Here is an 8,471-nt window from a genome sequence, read left to right on the forward strand (position 1 = left end):
TTGCATGCTATGGACCCCCTCTCCCGCGGACACGACGTCATGGCAAACGGACAGTACAGGCTCTCCGAAGGCAGTCCCTATCCCCTGGGTGCGACCTGGGATGGGCGCGGCACCAATTTCGCGCTTTTTTCTGCCCACGCCACCAAGGTGGAATTGTGTCTGTTCGACGGCGATCGCGAAATCGAGCGGATAGAACTTCCGGAGTACACCGACGAAATCTGGCATGGCTACCTGCACGGCCTGGCGCCGGGCACGCTGTACGGATACCGCGTACACGGTCCCTACGCGCCGCAGGAAGGCCACCGCTTCAACCCCAACAAACTGCTGCTCGACCCTTATGCGAAAGAACACTCGGGCCAGTTGCGCTGGGGTCCCGAAGTATTCGGCTACCGTGTCGGCGATCCGGCTGGCGATCTTTCCTTCGACGAGCGCGACAGCGCCGGCCTGGTACCCAAATGTGTCGTCGTCGACAGCGGCAGCGCCGCGAACCGCCCGGACCGCGTGCGGGTTCCCTGGGACGGTACGGTGCTGTACGAACTGCACGCGGCGGGCTTTACCAGGCGCCACCCCGCCGTCCCGCCCGAACTGCGCGGAACGGTGGCGGGCCTGCAGAGCGACGAAGTGATCGCCTATCTGAGCAGCCTGGGCATCACGTCGGTGGAGCTGCTGCCGGTCCACACCTTCGTCAATGACAATCACCTGCTGGAACGCGGGCTGACCAATTACTGGGGCTACAACACCCTGGGCTTCTTCGCCGCCGATCCGCGCTATTTCGCCGGGGCCGACGTGCCGGAGTTCAAGAGCATGGTGGACCGCTTCCACGACGCCGGCCTGGAAGTGATCCTGGACGTGGTCTACAACCATACGGCCGAGGGCAACGAAATGGGCCCCACGCTGTCGTTCAAGGGCATAGACAACGCCTCCTACTACCGGCTGCTGCCGGACGAACCGCGCTACTACATCAACGACACCGGCACCGGCAACACCCTCAACATGAGCCATCCGCGCACCTTGCAGATGGTGACCGACAGCCTGCGCTACTGGGCCACGGAAATGAAGGTGGACGGTTTCCGCTTCGACCTCGCCACCATCCTGGGCCGCGAGGACCACGGCTTCGACGAAGGCGGGGGCTTTCTCGACAGCTGCCGGCAGGACCCGGTGCTCTCCAGCGTCAAGCTGATCGCCGAACCCTGGGATTGCGGTCCGGGCGGCTATCAGGTCGGGGGCTTTCCGCCCGGCTGGGCCGAATGGAACGACCGCTTCCGCGATACCGTGCGCGGGTTCTGGAAAGGCGACGCCGGCACGGCCGCCGACTTCGCCACGCGCATCACGGCCTCGGGAGACAAATTCAACCGCCGCGGCCGCAAGCCATGGGCCAGCGTCAACTTCATCACCGCGCACGACGGCTTTACGCTGAACGACCTCGTCTCTTATAACGACAAGCACAACGAGGCCAACGGCGAAGACAACCGCGACGGCCATTCGGACAACCGCTCCTGGAACTGCGGCGCCGAAGGCCCCACCGACGATGCCGGCATCAACGCGCTGCGCGAACGCCAGAAGCGCAACATGCTGGCCACCCTGCTGCTTGCGCAGGGCACGCCCATGCTGCTGGCCGGCGACGAATTCGGACGCACACAGCAAGGCAACAACAATGCCTACTGCCAGGACAACGAGATCAGCTGGGTGGATTGGGAAGGCATCGGCGAGCCCGGCCGGGCGCTGCTGGAGTTCGTGCGCAAGCTGATCTATCTGCGCCAGCGCCTGCCGGTCCTGCGCCGCAACCGTTTTCTCACCGGCGAATACAACGACGCGCTGGAAGTGACCGACGTCAAATGGCTCTCGCCCGCGGCAGCCGAACTGGCCGCCGAACAGTGGTCCGACCCGGCCATGCGCTGCTTCGGCATGCTCATCGACGGGCGCGCGCAAGCCTCCGGCATCAAGCGCCTCGCCGCCGACACCACGCTGCTGCTGGTGTTCAACGCCCACCACGACGCGGTCAACTTCACCTTGCCCGACGTCCCCGGCCCCGACGCCTGGACCTGCCTGCTCGACACCAACATGCCGGTGCGCGACGATCTGCCTGTTTTCAATGCGCACGACGTCTATCAGGTCACCGGCTATTCGCTGCTGCTGTTCGCGCTGGAAGCGCGCGGCGCTTCCGCAAGAGTCCTGGCCAATATCGAGACGCGCATGACCGATCAGGCAGCTTGATCCACCGGCGCGGCTGGGCGCGATGTGCCGCCCTTCCGCGAATTTGCGTAAATCAAGTGTTGTATTTGCGAGAAACGCAAACTATCGCATTAATTACTACATATCGCTCCATATGAAATATTTGATTCGAAACGACCCGATTTTAGAGACAGATCGGTGAATGATAGGAGCATCGCGCATATCGAATCGAGATATATCTCTTTTTGAGTAAACTAAATGTTACTAGTAATCAGCAGTTTTTAATTGCTTATTTTTGAAATCTTTTCTTAACAGTCACGTGTCGGCTAGATTTGCAAAAAATGTGCGCCGTTCAGCGTATATCCATATATGCCGCGTCCGGCTGACCATTGGGGTTGCTGGGGTTGCGGGTTATATGCCGGAACCGCCCCGCTGACAGTCTTCGGTAGTGGGGGTTTCCATTTCACCTAGCCAACGAAGATGACCCCACTACTCACCATTCGGAAAACCATCACGGCATCGGCCATTGCCGCAGCAATTCTGCATGCAGCGGCCGCAGGTGCGCAGCAGGCACCGGACACACTGGCCTCCGTAGTCGAACAGGCCATCCTGAATCATCCAGAGGTACAAGCCAGATATCACGATTTCCAATCGGCGCTGGAAGGCCAGGAAATCGCCCGCGGAGCCTACCGGCCCGAAGTCAACGTGCAAGGATGGGTGGGCCGCGAATATCGCAGCGGCGGCACCGGCCCGTCCGACTGGAACCGCACGGGATATTCGCTGGAATTGCGGCAGCTGCTGTTCAATGGTTTCCGCACCCGCAACAACGTCGAGCAATACGGCTTCGAAAAGCTGGCCAAGTATTTCGATCTGCAATCCACGGTCGACAGCACCGCCACCGAAGCGGTACTGGCCTACCTCGACGTCCAGCGCTACCGCGAACTCGGCCGCCTGGCGCAAGAAAACTACGCCATGCACAATGGCATCTTCGACCTGATCAACGAACGCTCGCAGTCCGGCGTGGGCCGTCGAGTCGATGCCGACCAGGCTTCCGGGCGCCTCGCCTTGGCGCAGTCGAACTGGATGGTGGAAGCGGGCAACCTGCTGGACGTCGAGGAGCGCTATCGCCGCATTACCGGCCAGCCGCCCGCGGCGGAGCTCGCGCCGGCGCCGGACGTGTCGTCCAGGCTGCCCGACTCCGCCACCGATTTCAGCGATCCGGTGCGCAGCAACCCCGGCTTCCTGTCCAAACAGGCCCTGGTGCGGGCCGCCTACGCCGGCAACGAATCCGCCAAGGGCAATTTCTCGCCCACGCTCGAACTGCGCGCCTCCACCGGCGCCGACCGCGATTACGTCGACCGCCAGCACCACATCCAGAGTTCGCGCATCCAGCTCCTGCTGAACTACAACCTCTACCGCGGCAACGCGGACCAGGCGCGCCTGCGCCAGACCGCCGCCCAGATGTACGCGGCGCGCGACGTGCGCAATTACACCTGCCGCAACATCCAGCAGGAACTCGCCATCGCCTGGAACAACATCGTTCGCCTGCGCGAACAGATCAACTTCCTGCGCACGCACCGCGACGCCACCGCCAAGGTGCGCGACGGCTATCGACAACAGTTCCGCATCGGCCAGCGCTCGCTGATGGACCTGCTCAACACCGAAGGCGAGCTGTTCGACGCGCAGCGCTCGCTGGTGGCGGGCCAGTACGACCTGGCGGCGGCGCAGTACAAATGGCTGTCGCTGGCCCACCGCATCCTGCCTGCGCTGCAACTGGCCGATCCGCAGCGGGAGAACCAGCCCGACGAGCTCGATGACCTGATCACCGAGGACGTCCCGCTCGAACTGTGCTCGACCCAGACCGCGGATGCGCGCCGGCTGGCGCCGGAGAACGTCCGTCTTTCGACGGCTTCCGGCACTCCCTCGACGGCCCGGCCCGAAATCCGCTGATTTCACACCACGAATAACGGACGAGGTGTGATGAACGCTGGTACCACGCCGCTGCGCCCGAACGCGCACGCGATCTCCGCCGCCGCGGACGATGCCGGGCTGTCCGGCGACGCCGCCGCGCGGCATGCCGAATTGCTCGACCCCTTGCTGGACTGCCTGGCGCAGGTCGCGCGCCTGCACGGCAGGCCCTGGAGCGCCCAGGCGCTGGGAGCGGGCCTGCCGTTCCAGCCGGGCCGCTTCCCTCCTGCCTTGCTGACCCGGGCGGCCGCCCGGGCCGGGCTGTCGGCCCGGCTCGTGCGGCGTCCGCTCGAGCAGTTCGCGCCCGGCCTGTTGCCCGCCATCCTGCTATTGCAGGACAACCGGGCCTGCGTCCTGCATGAATCGGACGCTCGATCCTGCCGCGTCTCGTATCCCGAGGCGCCCGGCAGCATCGTGACCGTAGGCCTGGACGAACTGCAAGCCGTCTATGCCGGCATCGCATGTTTTGCCCATCCCTTGCATCGGGTGGACGGGCGCGCCCCCCGGCCTCGGCCGGTACGGCACCGCCACTGGTTCTGGAATGCGGTCATCCAGAACCGGCGCCTGTACCGCGACGCCCTGGCGGCCGCGCTGCTGGTCAACCTGTTCGCCATGGCGATGCCGCTGTTCACGATGAACGTGTACGACCGCGTGGTCCCCAACCATGCCGTCGAGACGCTGTGGGTACTGGCCGTCGGCATCTCGCTGGTCGTGGTCTTCAATCTGGTGCTGAGCACCTTGCGGGCGCATGTCGTCGACACTGCCAGCAAGCGCATCGACGTCCAGCTGTCTGCCCAGATCATGGAACGCGTGCTGGACCTGCGCATGGAAGGCCGGCCCGCTTCGGTGGGCGCATTCGCCGCCAACCTGCGCTCGTTCGAGTCGGTCCGGGACTTCATCGCATCGGCCACGCTCACTACCCTGGTCGACCTGCCCTTCACGCTGCTATTCCTGCTGGTTCTGCTGTGGATCTCGCCGCTGCTGGTGGTCCCTGCGCTGATCGGCATCCTCCTCATCCTGCTGGTCTCGCTGACCGCCCAGATGCGCATGGAAGAGCTGACCGCCCAATCGTTCCAGGCCTCGGCACAGCGCAACGCCACGCTGGTGGAAGCGCTGGCCAGCCTGGAAGCGGTCAAGACGCTCAATGCCCAGCACGTGATCCAGCGCAACTGGGAGCGCGCCTCGGCGTTCATCGCGCACGTGGGCTCCCGGCTGAAGCTGCTGTCCTCCGGCACCGTCAATTTCGTGCAGGCGGTACTGCAGCTGGCCTCGATAGGCACGGTCATCATCGGCGTCTACCTGATCCAGGAAGCGGCGCTGTCGATGGGCGCGCTGATCGCCGCCACCATGATCACCGGCCGCTGCCTCGCCCCGCTCAGCCAGGTGGCCGGGCTGATCATGCAGTACCAGAATGCGCGCACCTCGCTCGCCTCGATCGACAACTACATGAAGCTGCCGGCGGAGCGCGCCCGCGAGGGGGATTTTCTGCACCGTCCGGGCGTGCAGGGCGCGCTCGAATTCCGCGACGTGACCTTCTGCTATCCCGGCGCCGCCGAGCCCGCCCTCAAAGGCGTGTCGTTCAAGATCGCGCCGGGGGAAAGGGTCGGCATCATCGGCCGCATCGGGTCGGGCAAGAGCACGCTGGAAAAGCTGATGCTGGGCCTCTATCAGCCCAGCGAGGGCGCGGTCCTGATCGACGGCGTGGACGTGCGCCAGCTCGATCCCATCGACCTGCGGCGAGCCATCGGCTACGTGCCTCAAGACCCCACGCTGTTCTACGGCACGCTCAGGCAGAACATCGCGATGGGCGCGCCCGGCGCAGACGATGCCGCCATCCTGGAAGCCGCCCGGCTGGCGGGACTCGGCGATTTCGTCAACCGCCACCCGCAAGGCTTCGACATGCCCATCGGCGAGCGCGGCGATTCCCTCTCCGGCGGCCAGCGCCAGGCCGTCGCCATTGCGCGCGCGCTGGTCAACGACCCTGTCCTGCTGATGCTGGACGAGCCGACCAGCAATATGGATCCCTCGTCCGAAAAAACCTTCAAGGACAGGCTGGCCAATGCGGCGCGCGGCAAGACCATGCTGCTGGTCACGCACCGCACCGCGCTGCTCGACTGCGTCGACCGCATCCTGGTCATGGACGGCGGCCGCCTCATTCGGGACGGACAGCGCGACCAGGTATTGGCCTCGCTGCGCCCGGCCGTGGTCCCCGTCGGAGCGCGGGCATGAGCGCCCCACGGCCGATGGGGCGCCTCTTCGGTCTGCTGCGGCGCACCGGCAGCGGCGGACTGCACGACGACGGCGACCATCGCGCCGATGCCGAGTGGGCCATCCAGCAGCAGCGCGCCCAGGGCGCCCGCGTCCTGGTCTGGGCGTCGCTGGCGGCCCTCGCCGCGCTGCTGGGCTGGGCCTGCCTGGGCAAGATCGACGAATCCGTGCGCGGCGACGCCAAGGTCGTGCCGTCACGCCAGGTCCAGGTCGTCCAGAGCCTGGACGGCGGCATCGTCCAGGAACTGCTGGTGCGCGAAGGGCAGCAGGTCGAGAGCGGACAGATCCTGCTGCGCATCGACCCGACGCGCTACACCTCTTCGCTGGGCGAGAACCGCGCCGAATCCCTGGCGCTCAAGGCCAAGGCCGCCCGCCTGGCGGCGCTGGCCAGCGGCCAGCCCTTCGCCGCGCCGGCCGACGTCATGGCGCAAGCCCCGGACCTGGTGACCATGGAACGGCACATCTGGGAGACGCGCACGGCGGAACTGCACGCCACCATTGCCATCGCCCAGGAGCAATTGCGCCAGCGCGAACAGGAGCTGCGCGCCACCGACGCTACCCGGGCGCAGGCCGCCACCAGTTGCACCCTGACCTCGCGCGAACTCGACGTCACGCGGCCCCTGCTCAAGAGCGGCGCGATCTCCGAGGTCGAGCTGCTGCGCCTGGAGCGGGAAGTCGCCCGCAGCTGCGGCGAGCAGCAGAACGCCGAGGCCCAGATCAGCCGTTTGCGCGCCGCCATCCAGGAAGCCCGCACCAAGGTGTCCGAGGCCGAGCTGAACATCCGCAATACCGCCCGCAGCGAGCTGTCGGACGCGCGCGCCAAGCTCTCGGCGCTGATGGAGACGCAGGTCGCGCTGGCCGACCGCGTCAAGCTCGCGGAGATCCGCTCGCCCGTGCGCGGAACGGTCAAGACCCTGTACGCCAACACCGTGGGCGGCGTGGTCCAGCCCGCCAAGGAAATCGTCGAAATCGTTCCCGCCGACGACACCCTGCTGCTGGAGGCGCGGGTCCAGCCGCGCGACATCGGCTTCCTGCGGCCCGGGCAGAAAGCCGAGGTGAAGTTCACCGCCTACGACTACGCCATATACGGCGGCCTGCAGGGACACATCGAGCATATCGGCGCCGACACCATCACCGACGAGCGCAAGAACTCCTACTACCTGGTCCGCGTACGCACCGAGCGCAGCGCCCTGGGCACGACCAGCCAGCAGTTGCCGATCATCCCCGGCATGCAGGCCGACGTCCACATCCAGACCGGCCGGCGCACGCTGATGCAGTACTTGCTCAAACCCTTGCTGCGCGCGAAGTCCAATGCGCTCACCGAGAGATGATATGAAAATCGAAGCACCCGCCGCCGATCCGCTCCGTCCCGTCCTGCTTCTCACGCAGGACGACGAATTGTGGCGCCGCTGGCAGAAACTGAACCAGCACCGCTGGCTGGCCGCCCGCGGCAAGGAGCTGGCCGACCTGTCGCGCTGGCAACGGCAGGGCCGGCGCCTGGCCATCCTGGACGGCAGCCTGCCCCGGCTGCCCGCCTGGGACTCCGCGGCATGGCCCGCCATGCTGGCCGACACGCACCTGATCGTCACCAGCAGCCAGCCCGCCGAAGACGAGGCCGCGCGCGCCTTGATGGGCGGCGCCAGCGGCTATTGCCACACCTATGCGCCGGTCGAGACGCTGGCCAGCGCGCTCGAGGCCGTTTCCACCGGCGGCGTATGGCTGGGCCAGGCCCTGATGTCGAGCCTGCTGCGGCAGATCGATGCCCGTTCTGCGCCCTCCGGCGACTGGTCCGAAAGCCTGACGCAACGCGAATCCCGCGTGGCGCGCCTGGCCGCCGGCGGACACACCAACCCCCGGATCGCCACCGCGCTCGGCATCACCGAACGCACCGTCCGCGCCCACCTGTCCTCGATCTTCGAGAAGCTGGGCGTCGGCGACCGCCTGCAACTGGCCCTGCGCGTACATGGCGTGACCGTACCCGCGGACGCCTGAGCCGCCGCATTCTCCTGCGCCACCTGGCGCTGCAGCCAATAGGCGCAGACAGAGGCGCTGCCTAACATCCG

The 8,471-nt window shown here is 66.2% G+C and carries 5 protein-coding genes; all 5 read left to right on the top strand.

All coding sequences use genetic code 11. The annotated features are described in order from the left end of the window. The first annotated feature begins 39 nt into the window (after nt 1-39). The 5 genes from glgX to PIGHUM_RS06640 all read left to right on the top strand — a co-directional run bounded on the left by glgX (nt 40) and on the right by PIGHUM_RS06640 (nt 8,400). Nucleotides 40-2,214 (top strand): glycogen debranching protein GlgX, encoded by a 2,175-nt coding sequence (gene glgX / locus PIGHUM_RS06620; RefSeq protein ID WP_124078605.1) that lies wholly within the window; start codon nt 40-42, stop codon nt 2,212-2,214. A gap of 438 nt (nt 2,215-2,652) precedes the next feature. After that, nucleotides 2,653-4,122 carry a TolC family outer membrane protein gene (locus PIGHUM_RS06625; protein ID WP_124078606.1) on the top strand — a complete coding sequence of 490 codons (1,470 nt, stop codon included), beginning with the start codon at nt 2,653-2,655 and terminating at the stop codon, nt 4,120-4,122. A 30-nt stretch (nt 4,123-4,152) separates the two neighbouring features. Then, on the top strand, nt 4,153-6,369 hold the full coding sequence (locus tag PIGHUM_RS06630; RefSeq protein WP_124078607.1) for a type I secretion system permease/ATPase: 2,217 nt from the start codon (nt 4,153-4,155) through the stop codon (nt 6,367-6,369). Nucleotides 6,370-6,383: 14 nt separating this feature from the next. Then, entirely contained in the window at nt 6,384-7,739 is a 1,356-nt protein-coding gene (locus tag PIGHUM_RS06635; protein WP_246012997.1) for an HlyD family type I secretion periplasmic adaptor subunit, read from the top strand. 1 nt (nt 7,740) lies between these two features. Next, nucleotides 7,741-8,400 (top strand): response regulator transcription factor, encoded by a 660-nt coding sequence (locus PIGHUM_RS06640; protein ID WP_124078609.1) that lies wholly within the window; start codon nt 7,741-7,743, stop codon nt 8,398-8,400. Nucleotides 8,401-8,471 lie beyond the last annotated feature (71 nt).

It is taken from the genome of Pigmentiphaga humi, assembly GCF_900606115.1.
Taxonomy (GTDB): Bacteria; Pseudomonadota; Gammaproteobacteria; order Burkholderiales; family Burkholderiaceae_B; genus Pigmentiphaga; species Pigmentiphaga humi.

Coding starts and splice junctions, on each gene's coding strand:
- PIGHUM_RS06630 (WP_124078607.1), top strand. CDS start 4,153: ATGAACGCTGGTACCACGCCGCTGCGCCCGAACGCGCACGCGATCTCC.
- PIGHUM_RS06640 (WP_124078609.1), top strand. CDS start 7,741: ATGAAAATCGAAGCACCCGCCGCCGATCCGCTCCGTCCCGTCCTGCTT.
- glgX (WP_124078605.1), top strand. CDS start 40: ATGGCAAACGGACAGTACAGGCTCTCCGAAGGCAGTCCCTATCCCCTG.
- PIGHUM_RS06635 (WP_246012997.1), top strand. CDS start 6,384: ATGGGGCGCCTCTTCGGTCTGCTGCGGCGCACCGGCAGCGGCGGACTG.
- PIGHUM_RS06625 (WP_124078606.1), top strand. CDS start 2,653: ATGACCCCACTACTCACCATTCGGAAAACCATCACGGCATCGGCCATT.